Annotated in this window: 1 protein-coding gene; it reads left to right on the top strand. The window is 50.8% G+C overall.

What is annotated here, in order from left to right; all coding sequences use genetic code 11:
• The coding region (locus ACPV3A_RS37815) for a TetR/AcrR family transcriptional regulator (protein WP_426205023.1) at nucleotides 1-443 on the top strand (443 nt) is incomplete at both ends.

Here is a 443-nt window from a genome sequence, read left to right as displayed (position 1 = left end):
CGCCCGCGCACAGGTCGCGAAAGGGACTCTGTACTATAACTTCCCGGGTAAATCCCAGCTCTTCAAGACGGTGGTGAAGCAGGGCTTCGAAGATATCATGCAGCGGACAGAGGCAGATCTGAATTCCTCCCTGCCGATGAAGGAGAAGATGCAACGCACCATTCGCCATCATCTGGATCTGTTTCTCGAATCCCGCCATTTCTCGCACATCGTGTTTAATGAGATCTCGAACGGCATCGAGCAGGATGTCCTGGATGAGTTAAAGGAGCTAAAAAGGAATTATTTAAACTTTCTCGCAAGGATGATTGAGGAAGGTCAGTGTGAGGAGAACTTGTGCCGTGCCGTTGATCCCGACTTGGCCGCTGCCAGCATTGTCGGTACGCTGGAGAGTACCTGCAATTATTACCTGAATCATCAAGATCGGTATTCGCGAGAGGATCTGG

The organism is Paenibacillus sp. Dod16, from assembly GCF_049893405.1.
Lineage (GTDB): Bacteria > Bacillota > Bacilli > Paenibacillales > Paenibacillaceae > Paenibacillus_AQ.
The sequence above is the reverse complement of the archived record's forward strand: the minus strand, read 5'-3'. Positions and strand labels throughout refer to the sequence as shown.